The sequence below is a fragment of the Streptomyces sp. WMMC500 genome (assembly GCF_027497195.1).
GTDB lineage: Bacteria > Actinomycetota > Actinomycetes > Streptomycetales > Streptomycetaceae > Streptomyces.
The window spans coordinates 1871317-1893554 of the sequence record NZ_CP114905.1 but is presented as its reverse complement, the minus strand read 5'-3'; the positions used below and the strand labels follow the sequence as shown (position 1 = coordinate 1893554).

Sequence of the window (22238 nt, the reverse complement as noted above, 5' to 3'; positions counted from 1 at the left end):
GGTGGAAGGCATGTCGCAGATGAGGGTGGCCGTCGTCGGCGCCGGGATCGCCGGCCTCGCCTTCGCCGCCGCCCTGCGCCGCGGCGGGGCGGACTGCCACGTCTACGAGCAGTCGGAACGCCTGGCCGAGGTCGGCGCGGGGGTGCAACTGGCGCCCAACGCGACCCGGCTGCTGCACCGCCTGGGCCTGGGTGACCGGCTGCGCGCCGCCGCGGTCGCCCCGGAGGCGATCGAGATGCGGCGCTGGGACGACGGGCTGATGCTCCAGCGCACCCCGCTGGGCGGCAGGTGCCTGCGCCGCTTCGGGGCGCCGTACTACACCGTGCACCGCGCGGACCTGCACGCCGCGCTGCTGTCCGGACTGCCGCGGGACCGGCTGCACCTGGGCGCCCGGCTCGTCGCCGTCACGCAGGACGAGGCGGAGGCGCGGCTGCACCTGGCCGACGGGCGGACGGTCGCGGCCGACGCGGTGGTGGGCGCGGACGGCATCCACTCCGCGGTGCGCGAGTGGTTCGTCGCCGACTGGCCGCGCTACTCGGGACAGACGATCTACCGCGGGCTGGTGGCCGCGGAGCGGGTGCCCCACCTGCTCACCGAGCCGCGGGTGCGGCTGTGGTTGGGGCCGGACCAGCACTGCGTGTGCTACCCCGTCTCGGGCGGCGGGCAGATCAGCTTCGGCGCCACCGTGCCCGCCGCCGCCTGGGAGGTCGAGTCCTGGTCGGCGCGGGGCGACGCCGAGGGACTGCGCGCGGCGTACAAGGGCTGGCACGAGGACGTCGTCCGGCTGCTGGACGCGGCACGGGCGGTGAGCAGATGGGCGCTGCACGACCGCGACAGCATCGACCGGCTCGGCTGGGGCCGGGTGGCCGTCATCGGCGACGCCGCGCACCCGATGCTCCCGTTCCAGGCGCAGGGAGCGAACCAGGCGATCGAGGACGCCGTCGTCCTCGCCCGCTGCCTCACCGACGCCGGGCCCGGCTCCGGCCGGGACGGGCTGCGCGCCGCCGTGCGCCGCTACGAGCGGATCCGCCTGCCCCGTACGACCCGGATCCAGCGACGTTCCCGCGCCAACTCCGAGACCTTCCACCTGGCCGACGGCGCCGCGCAGCGGCGCCGCGACACCGGCGTCCTCGCGGAGCCGGGGCTGGACCGGCACCAGTGGCTGTTCGGCTACGACGCCGAGCAGGCAGTCGCCATGACCGGCAGGAGCTCATGATGGAACTGACCGGAATCGAGTCGACCGTCGCGCTGGTCACCGGCGCGGCGCAGGGCATCGGCGCCGCCGTGGCCACGACCCTGGCCGGCGCCGGCGCGCACGTCGCGGCGGCCGACCGCAACGCGGACAAGCTCGCCACGGTCGTCGCCAAACTGGCGGCCGAGGGCGTGGAGGCGCGCGGCTACGCCGTCGACGTGTGCGACAGCGCGGCGGTGGACGCGGCCGTCGCGCGCGTCGAGCACGAACTCGGGCCCGTCGGCATCCTCGTCAACGCCGCCGGCGTCATGCACACCGGCCGCGTCGTCGAGCTGCGGGACCGGCAGTGGGCCGAGACCCTCGCGGTCAACGCCGGCGGCGTGTTCCACGTCTCGCGCGCGGTGGCGCGGCGGATGATCCGCCGCGAGCGCGGCACGATCGTCACGGTGGCGTCCAACGCCGCCGGGGTGCCGCGTACCGAGATGGCCGCGTACGCCGCCTCCAAGGCCGCCTCCGCCCAGTTCACCCGCTGCCTGGGACTGGAGCTGTCCGGCTACGGCATCCGGTGCAACGTCGTCTCGCCCGGCTCGACGGACACGCCCATGCTGCGCGCCATGCACGACGACGATCCGGAACTGCGGGAGGTCGTCGAGGGCATGCCGGCCGAGTACCGCGTGGGCATCCCGCTGCACAAGGTCGCCCGGCCGCGGGACGTGGCCGAGGCCGTCGCCTACCTGGTGTCCGACCAGGCGGGCCACGTCACGATGCACGACCTGTACGTGGACGGCGGCGCCTCCCTGCACGTGTGACGCCGCCGGCGCACACCCCGCCCCCGAGGAAGGGAACACACCACCGTGTCGGATCGCACTCACGTCGTCGTCATCGGCGGAACGTCGGGCATCGGGCGGCACTTCGCCCAGACCTGCGCCGACCGCGGCAGCGACGTCGTCATCACCGGCCGCGGCGACGACCGCACCAAGGCCGCCGCCGACGAGATCGGCGGCCGCACCCGCGGGCTCGCCCTCGACCTGGCCGACCCGGAGGCCGCCATCGCCGCGCTGGCCGGCGTCGAGCACGTCGACCACGTGCTGCTCACCGCCCTGGACCGGGACCAGAACACCGTCCGGGACTACCGCCCCGCCGCCGCCACCCGGCTGCTGACCGTGAAGCTCACCGGCTACACCGCCGTCCTGCACGCGCTCGCCCCCAAGATGCCCGGTCACGGCGCGGCGGTCCTGCTCGGCGGGCTGGCCAGCCACCGCCCGTACCCGGGCTCCACCACCGTGACCACCGCCAACGGCGGGATCGCCGCCCTGGTGCGGACCCTGGCGTGCGAGCTGTCGCCGGTCCGCGTCAACGCCCTGCACCCGAGCATCGTCGCCGACACGCCCTTCTGGAGCGACAAGCCGGCCGCGCGCGCCGCCGCGCAGGAAAAGGCCCTCACCAAGCGGCCGGTGACGATGCGCGACTGCACCCATGCCATCACCTTCCTGCTGGAGAACCGCGCGATCAACGGCGTCAATCTGAACATCGACGGCGGCGACGTCCTCATCTGAGGACGCGCCTCGCGCATGCGGGAGAAGCCCCCGGATCACGTGAATCCGCAGCGCGTCACGCCAATTCCCCGGCCGCGTCGAAAGACCGCGTGAATGGGGCATGTCCGCGGGCACACGACGCCTGAGACTGCAGTGTGACCGCCACGTCCGGACGTCCTCGCACAGGCGTCCCTGTCAAGGAGGTGTCATGAGTTCGACGGACTCGCCGGCGGGCGGCGACCGCTATGTCGCCGTACACGGCAGCGCCGGGTTCAAAACCCTGCAGCGCAAGACGAATTCGTTTCTCATCCGGGCGAGCATTCTCTTCTTCGGATGGTGGTTCACCGGGTCGGCGCTGGCCGCCTTCGCCCCCGGATTCTTCCGGCAGGAGATAGGCGGGCCCGTCAACGTCGGCCTGCTGTTCATGTTCCTGACGTTCGTCGTCGTGGTGGCGGTCTGCGCCGGTTATCTGCGTTACGCCGCGAACCGGCTCGATCCCCTGACCGACGAGGTCCGGGCGGAACTGGAAGGAGAGCCGCGATGAGCAGCACGACCCTCGCCGACCCGCCGCCGCCCATCGACAACACCTGGGCGGCGCCCGGGATCGCGATTCCCGCGACGATAGCCGTTGCCGTCGCCGTGTACTTCGTCGTCAAGGCGGTACGCGACAGCGTGCGCACCTCCGACGACTTCCTCATCGCCGGCCGGCGGATCGGGCCCGTACAGAACGCCATCGCGCTGTCGTCCGCGCCGCTCATGTACTCCACCCTGTTCATCATCACCGGGCATATCGCGCTCAACGGCTACGACGCCGCGATGCTGCTGACCGCGTTCACCACCTCGATGGTGCTCGGCGTGCTGCTCTTCGCCTCGCCCATACGCAACCTCGGCGGACACACCCTCGGCGACATCTTCGCGATGCGCGCGGAGGAACGCGCGGCGCGAAAGGCGGCGGCGGTCGTCACGCTGCTGATCTACGGGATGTTCACGGTCATCAGCCTCGCCGCGATCGCCTTCATCTTCAACCGCTGGTTCGGTCTGGAGAACGTCGCGGGGCTGGGCGCGTCGGTCCTCGTCGTGGGCCTCGTCACCGTCCTGTACGCGTACATGGCCGGCATGCCGGGCGTCACCCGGCTGCTGGTGTTCAAGGCGATCCTCACGCTCACCGTCGTGCTGGTGCTCACCCTGCTGGTCCTGGCCGAGTTCAACCTGAACGTCTTCGACATCCTCGACAAGGCCGAGGAGAACCGCAAGGACGTTCCCGAAGGCTACGACCTGCTCGGCCCGGGGCGCGAGTTCGGCGAGGGCCAGCACCGGCTGGTCCACCTCTCCAAGCTCTTCTGTGTCGCCGTCGGCGTCGCCGCCATCCCCTTCCTGTTCATGCGCAACTTCGCCACGACCAGCGGCAAGGACGCCCGCCGCTCCGCCGGCTGGGCGTCGATGATCGTCGTCGGCATCTACCTGTGCATGTCCGTGGTCGGCTTCGCCTCCGTCGCGGTGCTCGGCTCCGAACGGATCGGCGTGATCAAGGCCCACCGCGACATCAGCCTGCCCAAACTCGTGGACGAGCTGGGCGGACAGGTGATGGTCGGCGTGCTCGCCCCGATCGCCCTGCTGACGATCGTCGGCGTCTACGCCGCCCTGCTCATCAACGCGGTCACCTGTGTCACCAAGGACCTCAACGTCGTACGCGGCCGCACACCGGCCCCGGGCGACGAGCTGAAGGACATCCGCCGCAACACGCTGCGGATCGGCATCGGCTCCGTCCTCGTCGGCGTGGCGATGCTGCCGGTGCGCACCCACATCTTCATCCCGACGTCCATCGACCTCGCCGGCACCGCGGTCCTCCCCGCCGTCGTCTACGCCCTGTTCTGGCGCCGGTTCAACACGGCCGGCCTGAAGTGGATCGTCTACGGAGGCACGGCGCTGCTCTTCTTCCTGGTGATCTTCTCCAACGGCGTGACGGGCCCGGACGACGCCATCTTCCCCGGCCACGACATGAAGTTCGTCGACATCGAGCCGGGCCTGATCACCGTGCCGGCCGGCTTCCTGCTCGGCTGGCTCGGCTCGCTCAGCAGCAAGGAGCGCGACGACGCGGCCTTCGCCGAGATGCAGGTACGCGCCCTGACCGGCGGCCTCGCGCCCGGCGCCGGCAAGGGCGCGGCCCGTGGCGCGGCGACCGTGCCCGCCGGCGGTCCGAACGGGCGGAGTCCGGACGGCGCGAGCCCGAACGGCCGGGGCCCCGGCGCCGGCGGCCCTGACGACCACGGCAACCAGCCACGTACGCCCAGCGAGGCCCGCTGAGCCTGCCGGGCCACAACCGAACGACAACCGAGACAGTGTGGGGCGGCCGGGTGCTGCCCCACACGCCTGGGGAGGCACCCGTGGAACCAGCACCGGTACTCGTCGTGGGCGCCGGCCCGGTCGGCATGGCAACGGCTCTGGCACTCGCCCGCCTGGGCGTGCGGTGCGTACTCGCCGACCGGGACTTCGAGACCTCCGTCCACCCCAAACTGGACTACGTGAACTCCCGCAGCATGGAGTTCTTCCGGCAACTCGGCATCGCCGGGGACATCCGCGCCGCCGGCGTCGCGCCCCGGCACTCCGCGGACGTCATCTGGTCCACCGGGCTGGCCGGCCGGCCGATCACCACCTGGGCGCTCCCCTCGGTCGACGAGGAGCGGCGGCGCATCGCCGCGGACGACGACGGCACCCGGCCGGCCGAACCCGGCCAGCGGATATCCCAGATCGAGCTGGAGCCGGTGCTGCGCGCCCACTGCCGGCGCAGCGGCCTCATCGACCTCCGCCCCGGCCTGCGGTTCGACACCCTCACCCAGGACGACCAGGGCGTGACCAGCAAGCTGTACGACGTCATGACCGACCGGCCGATCCGGGTCCGGTCCCGGTACGTGATCGGCTGCGACGGCGCGTCCAGCCGCGTCCGCACCGTCCTCGGCATCGGCGAGGACAGCTTCGGCGTCCCCGGGCTGCCCGGCGCGTTCATGGTGCACTTCAAGAGCCGCGACCTGGCGTCCCTGCACCGGCACGGCCCGTTCTGGCACTACTTCGCCTTCCGCTACGTCGTCATCGCCCAGGACGAGCGGGACACCTGGACGGTGCACGTCAACGGCGCCCACCCGGACGAGTTCGCCACTCCGCCCGCCGATCCGGCGGCGTTCCTGCGGGACACCCTGGGCACCGAGCTGAAGATCGACAAGGTGCTGCTGACCTCCCGCTGGCGCCCCGGCTTCATGCTCGCCGACCGCTACCGCGCCGGCCGCGTGCTGCTCGCCGGTGACGCCGCGCACCGCATGTTCCCCACCGGCGCGTACGGGATGAACACCGGCATCGGCGACGCGATGGACGCGGCCTGGAAGGTCGCGGCGCTGGTCGGGCACACCGGCGGTCCCGCGCTGCTGGACAGCTACGAGACCGACCGCCGCCCCGTCGGGCTGCGCAACATGCGCACCTCGCACCGGCACATCGGCGTGCACATGCGGGCCGGCGCGCTGCTGCGCGAAGGCGTCCCGGTCGACGGCGTCGCCGGCTTCCTGGACGCCGAGCGCGGCGAGAACGAGTACCGCGGCGTCGAACTCGGCTACCGCTACGACGCCTCGCCCGTCGTCTGTCACGAGGACGGCGCGGCGCCCGGCTGGAGCCCCGCCGCGTACACGCCGACGACCTGGCCCGGCGGCCGTCCGCCCAGCGTGCCGCTGGCGGACGGCACCCCGCTGTTCGACCTCCTCGCCCAGGAGTTCACCCTCGTCGACTTCGCCGGCGACGGCCGCGCCGGGCCGCTGCTGGACACCGCCGCCGCACAGGGCCTGCCCGTCCGGCACGCGGTGGTACGGGACCGGCGTGCCCGCGAGCTGTGGGAGCGGGACCTCGTCCTGCTCCGGCCCGACCAGCACGTGGCGTGGCGCGGCAACAGGGCGCCCGCGGACTCGGCCGCGGTGGTGCGGCGCGTCCGGGGCGCGGATCCGGCCCGCTGACGGCCGCCGCCGGGAGGGCCCGTACGGCCTTCCCGGCTGCGGCCCGGGACGGCGGGCTGCCGGCGGAACCGCCGACGGCGCTGGCCGCCGGCGGGACGGATGTCTCCCGCCGGCGGCCGGCGCCGGGTCCTTCTCCGCTTCCGGTCAGCCGCCGTTCACCTTCCGCTGGACGAACTCGTAGCTCATGTCGCCGATCTCGGGCGCGTACTGCTCCGCCGCCTCGACCGAGGACCGGAAGTTCTCGCCCGCCCAGATCCGGCTCTCGCCGCAGTCCTCGGCGAACTCCGTCCAACTGTTCCACTGCAGCGTGATGTCGGCGGCCGGGGTGACACCCGGCTCGACCAGCGACGACCCCTTCGGGAACGCGGCGGTGACCTTGATCTGGTCGGTGCCGGTGAACTGCCGCACCTGCGCGGCGAAGGCGAGGCAGAGCGCGGAGCTGGCGGACGGGTACTCGGGGTGGTCGGCGGAGACGGAGTCCAGGTAGCCCTGCCACTCGCCGCCGGTGATGTCGTCGACGGTGCCCTGCCCGGGCCCGCCCCACGCGGTCACCTTCCGGTCGCCGTACAGGTAATCGACGGCGCTGCCCGGCCGCACCGAGTCGAACTTGCGCTTGTAGTACCAGGTGGCGATGGTGACGTCGACGAACGCGACGTCGGACATGGTGATGTAGTGCACGGTCTGCTCGGTGTTCAGGTTGCCCGCCAGCACCACCGGGGTGCCCGCGTACTGCCCGAAGGTAAGCACCTTGTCGTTGAACAGCTCGGCGGCCATCTTCTGCTCGTCGGTGAGGCTCGCCGACGCCCTGAGCACCTCGTCCGCCTGGCGCTTGTAGGCGCGGTGGTTGTGGTGGTTGCTGTTCACCGGCGGAGAGACCTTGAACTCGCGCGGGCTGTCGTACGTGAACGGCTTCACCCTGCCGTAGTACGGGGTCGCGAACTGCTGGTTCTTGTAGACGTCCCGCGTCGAGGACGTGTTCGGCTGCCAGCGTGACGGATTGCGCAGCTCGTACACGGAGTTGACGGGCCGGTAGCCGGTGTAGTCCGCGTAGGGCTTCTTGTGGTACTTGCGGCCGCCCATGCCGCCGTCCCGGTTGCTGCCGTCGTCCTGCCGCGCCGCCATCGCCGTCTTGGCCGCGAGGATGCCGATGCCGCTGGGTGTGGCCGGGTCCTCCGCGGTGGCGTTCGGATCGAGGCCCGCCGCCTCCATCATCTCGATCCACCGGTCCTTGTACTCCGGCAGCAGGGCGTTCAGCGACGTGAACGCCGCGTAGGTGACCGCGATGTTCTGGTTGCGCGTCGTGTGCTCGGATTCCGGGCGGCGCGGTATGTCGGAGAAGATGCCCTTCGCGGTGGGGTGATAGGGCGCGATGGCGTCGAACCACGGCATTTCGATGAGCATCGCGTGATCCACGGTAAGCGAGACCGCGCGGCCGGAACTCTCGTCGCGCGACACCCGCTGGAACTTCGGATACACGACTTCCATCAGCACGTTGTCACGGTCGATGTCGAAGCCGTCGTCCTGCGACGACGCCGGCACCGCACTGGTCAGGGTCCCCGTCAGCGCCGCCGCGGTGGCGATGGCCACCGCGTATCCCAGGCGCCGGTTCCGCAGTCGTGTCACTGTCGCCACCGGACGTTCTCCTTGTTCGTACGTGGGGTGGATCCGCAAAAGGGCGCGCCCTATTCCGTAAGGAGTTGCACACTGATCAAGGAGGCTAGACCCGCCCTCAGCCCCGGTCCACTGCTCGATCGGGTAGTGGGCACTACCCATGCTGGAGCATTTACGGTTGTTGCCCCCGCGGATTCCGCGGGGAAGAATTCCGTCCGGAATGCGGCCCTTTCCGACTTCCGGGCGTCCTGGCTGCCGGCTTCCTACGGTCCGACGGGTGAGTGCGCGTATGCGGAGCAGCGGGGAGAGGGCGGAGCCGGGCGGATATCCGCGCTGGAGGAATCCGGATCCTTACGCCGTGGTCGCGGTGCCGGTGGCGTCGCTGCTGCCCGCCGACTCGCCCCGGCTCGCCGGGGTGGACCCCGAACACGTAGACCTGCTGGCTGCGTTGTCCGGTCTGCCGCCGGTGCTCGTCCACCGCGGCACCCTGCGCGTCGTGGACGGCATGCACCGGGTGCACGCCGCGCGCCTCAGGGGCGAGACGAGCGTCGCCGCCACGTACTTCGACGGCGACGAGAAGGAAGCCTTCCTGCGCGCCGTGGAGCGCAACCTCACCGGCGGCGGACTGCCGCTCTCCCTCCACGACCGCGAGGCCGCGGCCGTCCGCATCCTCGCGACGTACCGGCAGTGGTCGGACCGCGCCGTCGCCACGGCGGCGGGCCTGTCCCCGACGACGGTGGGAGCGATCCGGCGCCGCTTCTTCGTTCCGGGCGGGGGCGGGGACGCCGGCGGCCGGGTCGGCCGGGACGGCCGGATCCGCCCGCTGGACGCCGCGGCCGGCAGGCTGCGGGCGAGCCGGTGGATCGCCCGCCACCCCGACGCGTCGCTGCGCGCCATCGCCCGGGCGGCCGGCATCTCGGTGGGCACCGCCCACGACGTGCGCGCCCGCCTGCGCACGGGCCGCGACCCCGTACCGCCCCGGCCCGCGGCCCCGGGCGCGCCCCGGCCCACTGCCCCCGCCCCGCCCCGCCCGCGTACGGCGGCCGGAAAGCCGCCCGCCGGATGGCCCGCGGTACGGGACGGCCTGGCCCGGGACCCGTCGGTCCGCTACACGGCGGCCGGCCGGGCGTTCCTCGCCTGGGCCGACGCCCACGTGCTGGCACCGAACGACCTGGTCCGCCTGGACGGCTTGGTCGGTGCCGTGCCCCCGCACTGGCGCGCGGCCGTCGCGGAGGCGGCCCGGTCGTGCGCCGCCGCCTGGCTGGAGTTCGCCCGCGAACTGGAACGGCGGGCGCGGGCGGAGTCCGGCTCGCCGGACTGACGCCCGCGCCCGCCGTACGGGCCGGTCTCCCCGCCGGCTACGGCAGCGCGGGGCCGCGGGTGCCGGTGACCTTCCAGACCTTGCCGTTCGCCTTCGCCAGCAGGTACAGCTCGCCCGCCGCGTCCTGCCCGAAGCGCAGGTCGACGCGGGTGTCGCCGGCCAGGTCCTGCGCCGTGACGCGCTCGCCGGTGGCGGCGTCGTAGAGCCGGAGCTGATGGATCGTGGCCATCTCGGCCGCGTCGCGGTCCATGTCACCCTCCCTGGTGGCGAAGACGCGGCCGTCGACGAGGTCGCCGAAGACGTACGTGCCGCGCAGGTTGCGCAGTTCGTCACCGCGGTAGACGAAGCCGCCGGAGACGGCGCGGCCGATGTCGGAGGTGCAGTCCCAGTCGGCCGGCGGGTCGTGGTCGTAGGCGGCCACGGGGTAGGTGTAGCCGTACTTGTCGTCGTCGGGCGGCAGCGGCTTGTACGCGTCGCACGGGTCGGCCGGGTCCTTGTCGAAGACGAACGGGCCCTCCCGCTCGCTCCAGCCGGAGTTGTCCCCGGCGCGTACCTCGTAGACGGATTCCACGGCGTGCTGGCCGATGTGGCCGAGGTACATCCGGTTCCTGCCGCCGGTGTCCCAACTGAAGCGGTGCGGGTCGCGGTAGCCGTAGGAGTAGATCTCGCCGAGGGCGCCGGGGCGGTCGGCGAAGGGGTTGTCGGCGGGGATGCCGTACGCGCCGTTGGCGCTGTCGGTGCCGCGGGGGTCGATCCGCAGCAGCTTGCCGTGCGGCAGCGCGAGGTTCTGCGGTTCGGTGTTGTCGACGCCGGTGCCGCCGTCGCCGACGGCGAGGTAGAGCTTGCCGTAGTCGGCGCCGCCCTTGCGGGCGGTGGGGTTGAACGCGATCTGCTGGATGCCGTGGATGCGGCCCTGGAAGCCGAGCCGCAGCACCTCGCGGCGGGTGCCGGAGAAGGTGTCGGCGGACGGGTCGTCGGCGGTCCACTCGGTGATGATGCCGTGGTAGCCGGTGTTCGGCTGGGGGGTGAGGTCCGGCTCCTCGTCGGTGGTGGAGGCCAGCTCGGTGTGCACGGTGTAGAAGATGCCGTTGCGGGCGAAGCCGGGGTGGAAGGCCGCGTAGCCGAAGCCCTGGCCGAGGCCCTGGCCGGAGAAGAACTGCGGCGCGAAGGTGGCGCCGACGTCGAGGTACGCGCGGGGCTGTGCGCCGTCCTCGACGAGGTACAGCTTGCCGTTGAGGTCGGGCACCGCCTTGCGGCCCGAGCCGTCGGGGAGTTCGGCGAGCGCGTTGATCCGGGCGTGCCGCATCAGTCGCGGGTCGGTCGGCGGGGGCGTCGGCTCCGACTTGGGGAACTGCGTGTACTCCTCGACGACGAGGCCGAGCTTCGCGGGCACGGGCTTGGGGAGGATCGCGTCCCCGGGCGCGGCGGCCGGGGCCGCGGTCGGTTCGGTACGGGCCTCGGCGGGGGCGGTGAGGAAGGCGGTCGCGGCCACGGCCGCGGCGAGTACGGGGGCGAGGAGGCGGGGCTTTCGGCGGAGGGGTAGGGGCATGCCGGGGCTCCGTTCTGGGGGTGCGCGACGAGCGGGTTTGTACGGGGACGGGGGTGCGGCTCAGGGCCGGTTCGAGACCATCAGCCGGTACTGCGCCCGTACCTGCCGGTCGGTCAGCTCGCGGTCGAGGAACATCAGGCTGTCCATGCGGCAGTTGCAGGGATTGCGCTCCAGGGTGTTCTGCGGGAAGCTCCCGCCGATCTTGATGCCCGCGGGGTCCGTGGGCGACGCGCGGTGCTCGCCGGGCCCGGAGACCTGCCACGGGTCGCCGGGGACGGTGTAGAAGCCGTCGAGGCGCTCGCCGTTGCGGAACAGCGCCATAGTGCCGTCCGTGTAGTCGAACGTCGCGGCCAGGAACACCCACTCGTCCGGCGGCAGCAGCCGGCGCCAGTCCCCGGCGGCGGCGAACGTCTGCGAGGCGCCCTCGTCGAGCCGGCGGCCGAGCGCCACGAGCCGCAGCTCGCCGTCCACCTCGATCAGCTCCAGCAGGGCGCGTACGCCGTGGCCGTCGGAGTTGCCGGCGAGCACGCCGGCCAGGCCGACGGCGCCGTAGCGGTCGTCCGGGTCCGCGGTCTGGGAGTCGGGGGCGGGGTTGTCGCCGGTCACCTTGAACCAGCCCATGACGGTGGCGGCCTTCGCCCCGTTGAACGCCCCCAGGCTCGGTACGCCCCCGGGGCTGTGGAGGCCGGCCTTCCAGTCGTCGTTGCCGGCGTTGGCGGGGGAGACCTGGGCGGTCTGCAGGGCGCGGCCGGCGCCCGGGAAGGCACGGTCGGGCACGCGCATCGCGGCGCCGCCGTTGACGAGGGCGATCTCCGTGCCGGAGCGGCCCAGGTCGCGTTCGAGGGCGGGGTTGCCGCGGACCGGATGGCCGAAGTCGTAGAGCGCGACGAGGTCCGGCAGCAGAGCGGGGAGCACCCGGGGCGCTCCCCGCCCCGTCGCCGCCGGTCCCTCCGGCTCCTGCACCGCCTGCACCGGTCCCGCCGCCAGGGCGGTCAGTGCCAGCGCCGCGACGGCCGCGACGACCCGTGCGGCGCCGCTCCCGCTGTGCTTCGGCATTGCGTCATCTCCCTCCCCGAGGAGGACTCCGAACGAGTCGGTAAGCGCTTGCTACGCGTCCCGCTGGGGACCGTATCCGCGCGACGTGAGCGCGTCAAGAACGTGGACGCCCGCGGCTCGCCCGGCGGCGCGGACTCGCGCCGCGGCTCCGCCGCCCGGTCGGCGGCCCGCCGCGGTGCAGCTCAGCAGCGCGGTCTCGCATCGGGCCCGTAGCAGTCCGTCGGCGGAACGCGGCCGGGGGCCGGTGCGCGGACACGCCGGAGTGAAGACCCCGGCACGGCCCGCGCAGCCTTCGCGCACGGCGATCACCGGGTCCCCGTCGATCTCGACGACGGGGCGTGCGCTTCTCAGAGAAGATCTGCAGGATGTCCGACAGATACAGAGGGGAGCCGCCATGCAGTCACCAGGTGTCGGGGATCCGTACTGGCGTATCGCCCGCTCCCAGGAACTCCTCCGCGAGGTGCAGCGGCAGGCCGCCCGCCCCGGCGAACCCGACCTGCGGCGCATCGTCGACTGGTTACGCGGGCACATCGACGCGCACGTCGCGCTCGTCTGGAGTACGGGCACGGTGGCCGCCGCCTCCGTGGGGTTTCCGCGTGCCCTGCTGAGCGGCGCGCTGGCGACCGGGCTCGCCCGGCTCGGCCAGGGCCGGGGCGGGGTCGCCGGGCTGGAGGCGGGCGGGCTGCACGTGCGTGTCGAAGCCCTCGATCCGCAGCCCGAGCCCGCCGCCGCCCGCTCTCGCACGGCCGTCTCAGGTGGCGGCGACGCCCTCAGCCCGTGGCCGCCGCGACCGGTGCTGGTCGTCGCGGGGGCCACGCCACCCGCCCGGGAGGCCGCCGGGCTCGCCGCGGACGCCGCCCGCTCCGCCCTGCTCCTGCTGCGCCTGCACGAAGCCGCCGCGGTGCACCGCAACTACCAGGACAAAGCCCGGCAGGTGCGCTTCGCCGTGCTCCAGGCGCTGCTGGCCGGCGACCCCGAGCTGGCCCGCCGGATGACCGCCGGCGCCGTCCCCGAACTGCTGGACACCCGCACCCTGCGCGTCTACCTGCTGCACTGCCCCCCGGCCGAGCGGGACCGGCTCGCCCTCGACCTCCAGGACCCCTCGGGCTACCACGACCGCGACCTCATGGTGCAGTGCCCGGTCATGCGCGAGCACCTCATCTGCCTCGTCTCCCAGGACTCCGACGACGACCGCGCCCCGGCCGGCCGGGGCGCGGAGCTGCGCCGGCTGGCACGCGACAACGCCGGCTACGCCCTGGGCATCAGTGCCGTGCATGCGCTGGAGGCCACCGCGCAGGCGTACGAGCAGGCCCGGCACACGCTCTCGGTGGCCCGGAACCTGCCAGGCCGGGTGGCGTCCTATCGCGGCGAGTCGCCCCTCGCCCAACTCCTGCCCCGGCCGGACGCGGTGGCGTGGGCACGCTCGTTCCTGCACCCTCTGGCCGCCGCGCCCCGGCTCACGGTGCACGTTCTGCGGGCCGGGCTGACCGTGTCGCGCTCGGGGGCGGCCCGGTTCCTGGGTGTCAGCCGCAACACGGTCACGGCCCACTTCAGGCGCGCGGAGCGCCTCCTCGGCCTCGACCTCGACGAGGTGGTCTCCCGGGCTCTGCTCAACCTCGCCCTGGCCCTCGCCGACCCGTCCCCGGCCGCCGCCCCCGGCATCGGCGACGCCGGGGGCGGCGATGCCGCGCCCTCCTTCTGCGATCTGGTCCGCTCGCAGCCCGCGAGGGACTGGGCGGCGGCCTTCCTGCACCCGCTGGACGACACCCTCCGCACCACCGCACGGGCCTGGGTCGCCGCCAACTCCGACGCCCAGCGCGCCGCCCGCGGCCTCGGCATCAGCCGCAACACCGTCAGGGCGCGGCTGCGCACCGCCGAGGTGCTGCTCAACCGGGACCTGCTCACCAGCGGCTTCGGCGTCTACGACCTCGCCCAGGCCCTCGCCGTCGCGGAGGGGTGCAGACCGGCGTCCGTGAAGGATTCCTGAGAACCTTCTGAGAATCCGTGCACCGTGCCCGGCCGGCCCGTCCCGACTGCGCACCGTGCACGTTGTCTGCCGGATCCCGCCGCGCCTAGCCTCGGCCCCGTTCGGTCGCGGCGAGAGCACCGTGCGGAACCGGAAGAGGGGGAGACGGCATGAAGTGGGTGAAGACCGGCGCGACCGTGGACGTGGCTGTCGCGCTGACCGTCGGCTGGAATCGCTCCCGCAGGCGGACGCTGTTCCGCTGTGCGAAGCAGACGTCCGCCGGGAACCGGCTACCGCATGCTTTGGGCAACAGCGGGTCGAGGGGCGCCCTCTCGGCCACGGGAGTGGTCGTACACCCTGGGGAGGAGGCGACCCCCGGATGACGGTCCGTCCGGTGGACGGCTCCGGCACTCTCACCCCGTAACGTGTCTCCATGCATGGCGAGCGTGGCGATCAGGGGGACAAGAGGATGGACAAGACTGACACCGACGCTCCGGTGGCCAAGGTGGACGAGCCGGAGAAACCGGACACTCCGGAGCACCAGGCGTGGGGGTCCCGGGCGCCGCACTTCATCCAGCGCTCGCGCGCGCTGCACGTGAGCTGGCAGGTCGGGGTCTTCATCGTGGGCCTGGCCATAGTCGGCGGCGGCATCATCCTGCTGCCGCTGCCGGGACCCGGCTGGCTGGTGATCTTCGCGGGCATGGCCGTCTGGGCGACGGAGTTCGTGTGGGCGCAGATAATCCTTCGCTGGACCAAGCGGAAGGTCACCGAGGCCGCGCAGCGCGCCCTCGACCCGAAGGTCCGCCGCCGCAACGCCATCCTGACGGCCGTCGGCCTGGTGATCTGCGGCGTGCTGCTCGCGATCTATCTGTACGAGTTCGGCCTGGAGATGCCCTGGAAGGTCTGACCGCCGAGGGCCCCCAGGTCCCGGCGGGCTGACGCCTGGTAGGTGAGCCGGGACCGCGGCACGAGCGCGGTCCCGCGCGGCCCCCCTCCCGTGTGCTTCTCCCCGGCGGACGGATGTCCGCCGTGACCGCGCGAGCCGTGGAGAGGCGCATCCCCGCCGCGCGTGCCGCACCCGGCCCCGGCGTGCGGCCGGCCGGGCACCCCGCTCGGCCCCGTCGCGTGTGCTTCTGCCGGTGCCGGCGGGCCGCCGCCGGACGGCCGGCGTGACCACGCGAGCCCTGCAAGGCGCGCCCCGCGTGCCGCTCGCCCCTACCGGTCCCGGTATGCGGCCGGGTGGCTCCCGCGTCCCGTTCGTCCCCCCCCGTCCCGTGTGCTTCTCCCCGGCCCCCGCGGCTGCCGCCGCGTGCCCGGCGTGACCACGCGTCCCCGCCAGGCCGCGGACCCGCACCCCGCGCGGGCGGCCGGGCGCGCTCCCACCGTGACCTGGGGAAATACGTGGGATGTTAATTAGTCAGGTGGATTGACAAATTGACAGGCCGTTGCCAGCATCGCGCCGTTCGGAATCTCGAACGCCGCCGCTGCCTCACGGAGAGCCGCCATGACCACCTGTCACGTCCGCAACCCAGGAACCGGCGAGCACCTGGGTGAGGTCAAGCAGTTCACCCCCGAAGACATCGATCACGTGGCCGAGTCGGCGGTACGCGGGCAGCGCGCCATGGCCGCGATGCCCGCCCACCAGCGGGCCGCGCTGCTCACTCGGGTCGCCGCGCTGCTCGACGCGCACACCGCCGAACTCGCCGCCCTGCTCGCCGCCGAGAACGGCAAGCCCCTCGCCCAGACATCGGAGGAGCTTGCCGCCGCCGCCCGCATCTTCCGCGGCTTCGCCGGGGAGGCCACCCGGCTGTTCGGGCGCCAGATCCCGCTGGACGCCGTACCCGGCCTGGAGCGCGACCTCGCCGTGACGCTCACCGAGCCGCTCGGCCCGATCGCCGCACTCGTGCCGTTCAACTACCCCGTCGAGCTGTACGCCCACAAGGCCGGCGCCGCGCTCGCCGCCGGCAACGCCGTCGTCGTCCAGGCCCCGGCGCGCTGCCCGCTGACCGTGCTGCGCGTCGCCGAACTGGTCGCCGCGGCCGGCTTCCCGCCGGAGGCGCACCAGGTGTTCACCGGCGGCCCCGACGTCTCCCGCCGGCTCGCCGACGACCCGTCCATCGCCGCCGTCAGCCTCACCGGCAGCACCGCGGCCGGCCGCGAGATCGCCCGCCGCGCGGCGGCGACGCTGAAGAAGACCCACCTGGAGCTGGGCGGCAACGACGCGCTCATCGTCTGCGACGACGCGGACCTCGACGCCGCCGCCGAGGCCGTCGTGCTCGGCCGGCTCGCCCGCGGCAACGGCCAGATCTGCTGCGCCGTCAAGCGCGTGTACGTCCAGGAAGCCGTGCACGACGAGTTCGTGGACGCCCTGCTGGCCCGCACCATCCGCCTGACCGTCGGCGACCAGTTGGCGCCGGGCACCGACGTCGGCCCGCTGATCAGCGAGGAGGCCGCCGAGCGGGTGGAGACCGCGGTGGCCGCGCTGATCCGCGACGGCGCGCGGCGGGCGGCCGGCGGGTGGCGCAGCAAGGCGTTCTACGAACCGGCGGTGCTGGTCGACGTCCCGGACGACAGCCCCGCGCTGGCCGAGGAGATCTTCGGCCCGGTCGCGCCCGTCGCACGGTTCACCGACCCGATGGACGCGGTCCGGATGGCCAACGACTCCCCGTACGGGCTGCAGGCCGCCGTCCACACCCGCGACCTGCAGCGGGCGTTCGCGGTGGCCGCCCGGCTGCGGGTCGGCGGCGTCGTGATCAACGGCTCCACCGCCCTGCGCGCCGAGAACCTGCCCTTCGGCGGCCCCGGGGACACCGGCGGCAGCCGCGAGGGACTGCACGACACCGCGCGGGAGTTCACCCGGCAGAAGACCGTGATCGTGCGGGAGGCGCTCGCATGAGTGCCCCCCAGAAGCGCGCGACCGGGCCCGAGGTGCTGCGGATGCGCGACGTGCACAAGTCGTACGGCCGCACGGAAGTGCTCCACGGCGTCGACCTCGTCGGGCACGCCGGCGAGGTGCTCGCCCTCGTCGGCGCCAACGGAGCCGGGAAGTCGACGCTCATCAAGGTGCTCGCCGGGGCCGAGCCCATGAGCGCCGGCGAGCTGCACGTGGGCGGCGAGCGCGTGGAGTTCGGCTCCCCGCACGCGGCCCGGGCCCACGGCATCCGCACCGTGCACCAGGAACTGACGCTGGTCCCCGAGCTGTCGGTCACCGAGAACCTGCTGCTGGGACAGTTGCCGCGGCGGCTCGGCGGGCTCGTCGACTGGCGCGCCGCGCACGCGCGCGCGGCCGACCTCCTGGCGGGCATCGGCTTCGGCGCCGTCGACCCGCGCGCCCGGGCCGGCCGGCTGAGCGTCGCCCGGCGGCAGATGGTGGAGATCGCCAAGGCGCTGGCGGCGGGCCGGCCCCGGGTGCTGATCCTCGACGAGCCCTCCGCGGTGCTGGCGGGCACCGATCTGCAGGCGCTCTTCGCGCTCGTGCGGCGGCTGCGCGACGAAGGAGTGCTGATCGTCTACGTGTCCCACCGGCTGGCCGAGATCGGCGAGCTGGCCGACTCGATCGCCGTGCTGAAGGACGGCCGGGTGGTCGCCCGTACGGTGCCGGCGGACACCGACGAGGACCGGCTGATCCGGCTCATGGCCGGCCGCAGCACCGGGCAGTTGTACCCGGCGAAGCGCACCGAGGCGGGCCCGGCGCTGCTGGCGGTCGAGGGCCTCAGCCGGCCGGGGGAGTTCCGCGACGTGTCGTTCCGGCTGCACGCCGGGCGGATCACGGGGCTGTTCGGGCTCGTCGGCGCGGGCCGCAGCGAGCTGGTGCGGTGCGTGTTCGGCGCCGAGCCGCCGGCGGCGGGGTCGGTGCGGGCGCTGCCCGTACGCGACGAGGACGCGCTGCCGTCAGCGCGGTTCGCCGGGCCGCGGGCGGCGATCGACGCCGGGCTCGCCCTGGTCACCGAGGACCGCCAGCGCAGCGGCCTGGTGCTCGGGCTGAGCGCCGCGGAGAACATCGGCCTGACCACCCTGCGCACGACGACCCGCGGCCCGCTGCTCGACGGGCGGCGGCGGCGCCGGGAGGCCGCGGACATGGTCCGCCGGCTGGACATCAGGCCCGGCAACTGTGCCGCGCTGCCCGTGTGGACGCTCAGCGGGGGCAACCAGCAGAAAGCCGTGCTCGCGAAGTGGCTGCTGACCAGCCCGCGGGTGCTGCTGCTCGACGAGCCGACCAGGGGAGTGGACGTGGCGACGCGCGCGGAGATCTACCGGACGCTCGACGAACTGGCCCGCGGCGGGATGGCCGTGCTGCTGGTCTCCTCCGACCTCACGGAGGTGATCGGGGCGAGCGATCACGTGCTGGTGATGCACGAGGGCCGGATCGTCGCCGACGTGCCGGCGGAGGGCGCCACCGAGGACGGCGTCCTCGCGTACGCGATCGGGCGTGCCGCGTGAACGAGCACACCGCGGCGGCGAAGACCGCGAAGACCGAGAAGGCGGCTGAGGCGGCAGCCGAGGACGCCGAGAGCAGGGCGGAGGCCCGGGACGACGCCGCGCCCGGGCGGACCGCGGCCCTCGCCCCGTCCCGGTGGCGGCTGCCCCGACTGGTGCTGCGCGGCCGGGACTTCACCGCCGAGGCCGGGATGCTCCTGCTGCTGGCGGCGTTCGTCGCCGTCGCCGGCTCCACCACCGACGCGTTCCTCAGCGACACCAACCTCACCAACCTGATGAAACAGATGGTGACCACCGGCCTGCTCGCCTACGGCATGCTCGTGGTCATCGTCACCGGCGGCATCGACCTGTCCGTCGGCTCCGTCGTCGCGCTGACCGGCATCATGGCCGCCGGCCTCTCCGAAGACCTCCCCGTCCCGGTCGCGCTGCTCGCGGCCGTCGCCGTCGGCGTCGGCTGCGGGGCGGTCAACGGCACGCTCGTGGCCCGGTTCGCGATAGCCCCCTTCGTGGTGACGCTCGCGGCGCTGACCACGGTGCGCGGGCTGGCCTTCGTCTACTCCGAGACACCCGTCGCACCGACCAAGGAGAGCTTCTTCGAGCTGGGCTCCGCGACCGCCGGGCCCTTCCCCGTCGCCACCCTGATCATGCTCGGCGTCTTCCTCCTCGGCGGCGTCTTCCTCACCCGCACCCCGCAGGGACGGGCGCTCGTCGCCATCGGCGGCAACGCCGAGGCGGTACGCCTCGCGGGCATCGGGGTGCGCCGGCACCTCGTGCTCGCGTACACGATCAGCGGCGCCTGCGCCGGCCTCGCCGGCGTCATCCTGGCCAGCCGCGTGGGCATCGCGCAGCCCAGCGTCGGCACCGCGTTCGAGCTGGACGCCATCGCCGCCTGCGTCATCGGCGGCGCCAGCCTGGCCGGCGGCAAGGGCTCGGTCCGCGCCACCTTCGCGGGCGTGCTGCTGCTGGCCCTCATCAACAACCTGCTGAACCTCCACAACGTGCAGAGCTTCTGGCAGCAGGTCCTCAAGGGCCTGATCATCGTGGCCGTCATCCTCGTGCAGCGCGCCGGCCGGCTGCGCGGCGGGGCCGCGGGCACCGACCGAACGAAGGCGGGAACGACATGATCTCCACCCGTACGGCCGCGGCCCTGGCCGCCGGCCTCCTCACCGCGACGGCACTCGCCGGCTGCTCCGACGACTCCACAGGCTCCGGCGGGGACGGCTCGTACACCGTCGGCGTCGCCAACTTCACCCTCAGCGGCCCCTACTTCAACGGCATGGACAAGGCGATCGAGGCCCGCGCGAAGAAGAAGGGCGTCGAGGTCCGCTCCACCGACGCCGGCGGCGACGCCGCCAAGCTCGCCGCCAATGTCGACGACCTGCTCGCCAAGGGCGTGGACGCCGTGATCGTCTCCGGCGGGCCGCTGGAGTCGGCGCCCGCGGTGCTGAACGCCATCAAGGCCGCGGGCAAGCCGGCCGTGCTGGTCGACCGGAAGTTCCAGACCGGCGACTACACGAGCTGGATCGGCCCGGACAACGAGGCCATCGGCCGGCAGAACGGCGAGTTCCTGCTGGAGCGGCTGCCCGACGGCGGCAAGGTCGCGATCATCAAGGGCGGCCCCGCGGACAACAGCATCGGCCTGGCCCGTACCGACGGCGTGAAGCAGGCCCTCGACGGCGCGCCCGGCATCGAGCTGGTCGAGGCGCCGGACTTCGGCGACTGGACCACCGACGGCGGGCTGAAGGTCATGGAGGGCCTGCTCGCCGCGCACTCCGACCTCGACGCGGTGTTCTGCGAGAACGACGCGATGTGCCTGGGCGCGCAGCGCGCCGTCGCGGACGCCGGGCTCGACGAGGACATCGTGCTGGCCGGTGTGGACGGCCAGACCGAGGCCGTGAAGGCGATCCTCGACGGCACCAACTACCTGGTCACCGGGCTCAACGACGCGGACGAGATCGGCAGCCTCGGCCTCGACCGCACCCTGGCCGTCCTCGACGGAGAGGAGACCGAGAAGGACACCGTCGTGCCCTCGCCGATGGTGACCGAGGACAACGCGAAGAAGTACTACGACCCCGACGGGAACTTCTGATGACGTCTACCCCACCCCCCGCACGCTCCCGCGGACTCGCCGTCCGCTCCCGCCGCGCCGGCCTCGTGCTCGCCGCCGGCGCCCTCGCGCTCACCCCCGCCCTCCAGGGCGGCTCGGCGACGGCCTCGGCCGCGCCGGAGGCCGCCGGCGGCGCGGCGGTGGAGTGGCAACTCCTGCACGAGGAGGACTTCGCCGACCCGCTGGACCAGGGCGGTGCGTCCTGGACCCGCGAGACCTACGCCGAGCCGTTCGACACGATCATGGACGACGACGGCCAGTGGTACCGCAACGACTACGGCCCGGCCTGGGAGGAGGCGATGGGCTCCTTCGACACGTACCGCAAGGAGTTCCCCGTCGGCGACGGCGGCTGGCTGACGGCCTCGCTCTCGGCCCGCGACTGGAACAAGGACGGCGAGATCGAGCAGCCGCCGTCGCTCACCAACGACACCGCGGGCGGCGAGCCCGTCGCCCGGCTCGACGTCCCCGACCACACCGGCGGCGTCATCCTGCGGCCCACCGAGCAGTTGCCCGACGAGTACCGCGTCGAGTACCGGCTCAAGACGCTGGACTTCGGCGGCAAGCGCAACGGCTCCATCGAGTACGACGGCCGGATCAACGGCTACGACGCGGAGGGCTGCAAGACGCAGCACCCCTGGGGCGAGGGCTCGAACAGCCCCGGCTGGGAGGGCGACGCCTCGGCGCCGTACTGCGAGTGGCAGGACGTCCGCGAGGGCCCGTACGGCTACAACGGCTTCCACTACATGTCGATCGTCGACTTCCCCGACCCCGCGCCCCGCAACAACCACTTCTGGCACTACCGCCGCAAGGTGCTGATGGACTCCTTCGCCCAGCACCCCGACCGCGTCGGCGGCGGCACCGGCGGGCGGATCTGCGACGCCTCGACCGGGCAGTACTACGACTACAAGGACAGCAGCTTCAACACGGTCAACATGTGGATCAGCGGGATGCCCAACTGGACCCCGGGCCCCGGCGGGCTCGCCGGGAACTCGCAGTGGTTCATGTCGAGCTGCTCCGGCGGCGCCGCCGAGCAGCAGCTCTCCTCCGCGGGCGAGCTGCAGCCGGAGCTGATGCCCAACGAGGACTACACGTTCGCCATCGAGCGCGACGCCACCGGCTACACCCTGGAGGCCAGCGGCAACTTCGCCCGGGCCGGCGAGCAGACGCTCCGCTTCCACCGGCCGTTCGTCGTGAACGACGTGCCGATCTGGCACTACAACACCAAGCCGGAGGAGTACGACGGCCGGTTCGACGGCGACCTGGTGCAGAACGACCACAACGGCAGCACGACCTGGCCGGACCAGTGGCCGCAGGGCTCCGCCTACCCCGACTCGTTCGTGATCGGCGACCTCTACACCAACGTCTACGAGGGCAGCGCCAGCCTGACCGACCTGAAGATGTTCGTGCCGGCGGACTGAGCGGACGTCCCGCGGGGCGGGCGGCGGGCGATCGGGCCGAGAGGGTTGTTATCC

General features: G+C 73.3%; 17 protein-coding genes. 14 read left to right on the top strand and 3 right to left on the bottom strand.

Annotated features, from left to right (window positions below):
• The first annotated feature begins 10 nt into the window (after positions 1–10).
• From O7599_RS07720 to O7599_RS07695, 6 genes are all read left to right on the top strand, one after another.
• Entirely contained in the window at positions 11–1216 is a 1206-nt protein-coding gene (locus O7599_RS07720) for an FAD-dependent monooxygenase (RefSeq protein ID WP_281621365.1), read from the top strand.
• Entirely contained in the window at positions 1216–2001 is a 786-nt protein-coding gene (locus O7599_RS07715) for a 2,3-dihydro-2,3-dihydroxybenzoate dehydrogenase (RefSeq protein WP_281623309.1), read from the top strand. The genes O7599_RS07720 and O7599_RS07715 overlap by 1 nt, the downstream gene beginning before the upstream one ends.
• A gap of 45 nt (positions 2002–2046) precedes the next feature.
• Entirely contained in the window at positions 2047–2748 is a 702-nt protein-coding gene (locus O7599_RS07710) for an SDR family oxidoreductase (protein ID WP_281621364.1), read from the top strand.
• A 187-nt stretch (positions 2749–2935) separates the two neighbouring features.
• On the top strand, positions 2936–3271 hold the full coding sequence (locus O7599_RS07705; RefSeq protein ID WP_281621363.1) for a DUF485 domain-containing protein: 336 nt from the start codon (positions 2936–2938) through the stop codon (positions 3269–3271).
• Complete coding sequence (locus O7599_RS07700) at positions 3268–5031, top strand: Na+:solute symporter (RefSeq protein ID WP_281621362.1); 1764 nt, start codon at positions 3268–3270, stop codon at positions 5029–5031. Before O7599_RS07705 ends, O7599_RS07700 begins: the two co-directional genes overlap by 4 nt.
• Before the next feature lie 80 nt (positions 5032–5111).
• Complete coding sequence (locus O7599_RS07695; protein WP_281621361.1) at positions 5112–6719, top strand: FAD-dependent monooxygenase; 1608 nt, start codon at positions 5112–5114, stop codon at positions 6717–6719.
• Positions 6720–6863: 144 nt separating this feature from the next.
• Here O7599_RS07695 and O7599_RS07690 read toward each other — a convergent pair whose 3' ends face one another.
• The gene (locus tag O7599_RS07690; protein WP_281621360.1) at positions 6864–8351 is read right to left on the bottom strand and encodes a vanadium-dependent haloperoxidase; all 1488 of its coding nucleotides are present in this window, start codon (positions 8349–8351) and stop codon (positions 6864–6866) included.
• A gap of 337 nt (positions 8352–8688) precedes the next feature.
• Between O7599_RS07690 and O7599_RS07685 the strand changes: the two genes are divergently transcribed.
• Complete coding sequence (locus tag O7599_RS07685) at positions 8689–9651, top strand: hypothetical protein (protein WP_281621359.1); 963 nt, start codon at positions 8689–8691, stop codon at positions 9649–9651.
• 37 nt (positions 9652–9688) lie between these two features.
• Here the strand turns inward: O7599_RS07685 and O7599_RS07680 are convergent, their stop codons facing one another.
• Both O7599_RS07680 and O7599_RS07675 read right to left on the bottom strand, forming a co-directional pair.
• Entirely contained in the window at positions 9689–11200 is a 1512-nt protein-coding gene (locus O7599_RS07680; RefSeq protein ID WP_281621358.1) for a PQQ-dependent sugar dehydrogenase, read from the bottom strand.
• A gap of 60 nt (positions 11201–11260) precedes the next feature.
• Positions 11261–12256 (bottom strand): hypothetical protein, encoded by a 996-nt coding sequence (locus O7599_RS07675; protein ID WP_281621357.1) that lies wholly within the window; start codon positions 12254–12256, stop codon positions 11261–11263.
• A 394-nt stretch (positions 12257–12650) separates the two neighbouring features.
• Here O7599_RS07675 and O7599_RS07670 point away from each other — a divergent pair, with 394 nt between their 5' ends.
• The 7 genes from O7599_RS07670 to O7599_RS07640 all read left to right on the top strand — a co-directional run bounded on the left by O7599_RS07670 (position 12651) and on the right by O7599_RS07640 (position 22184).
• On the top strand, positions 12651–14243 hold the full coding sequence (locus tag O7599_RS07670) for a helix-turn-helix domain-containing protein (protein WP_281621356.1): 1593 nt from the start codon (positions 12651–12653) through the stop codon (positions 14241–14243).
• A gap of 448 nt (positions 14244–14691) precedes the next feature.
• Positions 14692–15129, top strand: a complete 438-nt coding sequence (locus tag O7599_RS07665; RefSeq protein WP_281621355.1) for a TIGR02611 family protein — start codon at positions 14692–14694, stop codon at positions 15127–15129.
• A gap of 597 nt (positions 15130–15726) precedes the next feature.
• The gene (locus tag O7599_RS07660) at positions 15727–17118 is read left to right on the top strand and encodes an aldehyde dehydrogenase family protein (RefSeq protein WP_281621354.1); all 1392 of its coding nucleotides are present in this window, start codon (positions 15727–15729) and stop codon (positions 17116–17118) included.
• On the top strand, positions 17115–18662 hold the full coding sequence (locus O7599_RS07655; protein ID WP_281621353.1) for a sugar ABC transporter ATP-binding protein: 1548 nt from the start codon (positions 17115–17117) through the stop codon (positions 18660–18662). The genes O7599_RS07660 and O7599_RS07655 overlap by 4 nt, the downstream gene beginning before the upstream one ends.
• Positions 18659–19783: an ABC transporter permease gene (locus O7599_RS07650; protein WP_281621352.1), complete on the top strand. Its 1125-nt coding sequence runs from the start codon at positions 18659–18661 to the stop codon at positions 19781–19783. Before O7599_RS07655 ends, O7599_RS07650 begins: the two co-directional genes overlap by 4 nt.
• Positions 19780–20748 (top strand): substrate-binding domain-containing protein, encoded by a 969-nt coding sequence (locus tag O7599_RS07645; RefSeq protein WP_281621351.1) that lies wholly within the window; start codon positions 19780–19782, stop codon positions 20746–20748. Before O7599_RS07650 ends, O7599_RS07645 begins: the two co-directional genes overlap by 4 nt.
• Positions 20748–22184 carry a mucin-5B gene (locus tag O7599_RS07640; protein ID WP_281621350.1) on the top strand — a complete coding sequence of 479 codons (1437 nt, stop codon included), beginning with the start codon at positions 20748–20750 and terminating at the stop codon, positions 22182–22184. The genes O7599_RS07645 and O7599_RS07640 overlap by 1 nt, the downstream gene beginning before the upstream one ends.
• The last annotated feature ends 54 nt before the right edge of the window (positions 22185–22238 follow it).

Coding starts and splice junctions, on each gene's coding strand:
- O7599_RS07720 (WP_281621365.1), top strand. CDS start 11: ATGTCGCAGATGAGGGTGGCCGTCGTCGGCGCCGGGATCGCCGGCCTC.
- O7599_RS07715 (WP_281623309.1), top strand. CDS start 1,216: ATGGAACTGACCGGAATCGAGTCGACCGTCGCGCTGGTCACCGGCGCG.
- O7599_RS07705 (WP_281621363.1), top strand. CDS start 2,936: ATGAGTTCGACGGACTCGCCGGCGGGCGGCGACCGCTATGTCGCCGTA.
- O7599_RS07700 (WP_281621362.1), top strand. CDS start 3,268: ATGAGCAGCACGACCCTCGCCGACCCGCCGCCGCCCATCGACAACACC.
- O7599_RS07680 (WP_281621358.1), bottom strand. CDS start 11,200: ATGCCCCTACCCCTCCGCCGAAAGCCCCGCCTCCTCGCCCCCGTACTC.
- O7599_RS07675 (WP_281621357.1), bottom strand. CDS start 12,256: ATGCCGAAGCACAGCGGGAGCGGCGCCGCACGGGTCGTCGCGGCCGTC.
- O7599_RS07670 (WP_281621356.1), top strand. CDS start 12,651: ATGCAGTCACCAGGTGTCGGGGATCCGTACTGGCGTATCGCCCGCTCC.
- O7599_RS07665 (WP_281621355.1), top strand. CDS start 14,692: ATGGACAAGACTGACACCGACGCTCCGGTGGCCAAGGTGGACGAGCCG.
- O7599_RS07660 (WP_281621354.1), top strand. CDS start 15,727: ATGACCACCTGTCACGTCCGCAACCCAGGAACCGGCGAGCACCTGGGT.
- O7599_RS07655 (WP_281621353.1), top strand. CDS start 17,115: ATGAGTGCCCCCCAGAAGCGCGCGACCGGGCCCGAGGTGCTGCGGATG.
- O7599_RS07645 (WP_281621351.1), top strand. CDS start 19,780: ATGATCTCCACCCGTACGGCCGCGGCCCTGGCCGCCGGCCTCCTCACC.
- O7599_RS07640 (WP_281621350.1), top strand. CDS start 20,748: ATGACGTCTACCCCACCCCCCGCACGCTCCCGCGGACTCGCCGTCCGC.